1 protein-coding gene is annotated in these 1197 nt (G+C 49.9%); it reads right to left on the minus strand.

Annotated features, from left to right (window positions below; genetic code table 11):
• Positions 1-1197 (minus strand): FecR family protein (locus ED312_RS23510; RefSeq protein WP_148044369.1); only part of this gene is annotated, 1197 nt, incomplete at both ends.

Here is a 1197-nt window from a genome sequence, read left to right on the forward strand (position 1 = left end):
ATCCTTTATCTGAAAACTCACCCCGCCTACACGCTCTATCTTCTCCAGCAAAACGGTGACACTCTCCGAACGCTTCAAAACCCCCGAAAATATCATATCCCTTTTACCGGCGTCATCAAACTTCACTTCCAGGTCATACCAGCGCGAAAGAATACGCAACATCGCTTCCAGCCTCATATCCTCAAACCTGAACTCGCCGTGTTTCCAGGCGATCTCGTTGGTTACATTTGCTGCTGTTACCTCCAGAGTTTCCTTACCATCCTCTACTACGGACTGTTGCCCCGGAAAAATTGTCCTTGTTAAAGCCCCATTGCTTACGCTGACCTTCCCCGCTACCAAAGTGGTCAACACCCGGCCTTCTTCACGATAACCCTTAATGTTAAATTCCGTGCCCAACACTTCTACCACCTGTTCCCGGGTATGTACCCTGAAGGGCGTATCATCGTGTCTGGCAGCAGGAGATACCTCAAAATAAGCCTCCCCGTAGACCAGCTCCACTTCGCGGGGACGGCCCTCTGCAAACGATACAGGGTATTTTATCCGGGTCTCCGAGTTCAACCATATCCCCGTACTGTCAGAGAGCTGTACGTAAAACTGCCCCCCTCTCGGAACTGTTAGATAATTATACACTGTCTCCGCCTCGGAAACCGATGCCCCCTCCCTATACACCAGACGTTTGCCATTGCTTTTCGCTTTGCCTGTAGTGTATGGACGGCCTTCCTCAAGAACTATATCTTCTCCGTCTTCCAGGGTAAGGACCGCTTTATTCCCTCCGGAGGTAATCGGGGTAACCATCTCCGTGTCCTTAACCGAAGAACCGTTAAAAATGCTTTCTTTAAAGATGAATCCTATGGACAACAATAGCAGGATAACTGCTACTGCTGCATATTTTATATACCGGGAAATAAAGCGTGGCTTCCCGGGGTGATCCACAGGCTGTTTATGTACCTGCACAGGTTCGAACGGCTTTTCCAGTCTGGAAATCAGCCGGTCCCAGGAGGCTCCTTTATCCAGGTTATCCTCAAAGCCGGCCTTCTGCCATGTCTTGTATGCATACAGGTAAGACTTAAAGGCACGCCTGTTCTCCTCGCTCTCCTCTATCCATGATGTCAAGGTCCGGAATTCATCCGCCCCGATCTCTCCCGTGGTATAGGCCGCTATCAGCTCCAATATATCGTCAGTGATCTTATCCATGAC

It is taken from the genome of Sinomicrobium pectinilyticum (assembly GCF_003725735.1).
Lineage (GTDB): Bacteria > Bacteroidota > Bacteroidia > Flavobacteriales > Flavobacteriaceae > Sinomicrobium > Sinomicrobium pectinilyticum.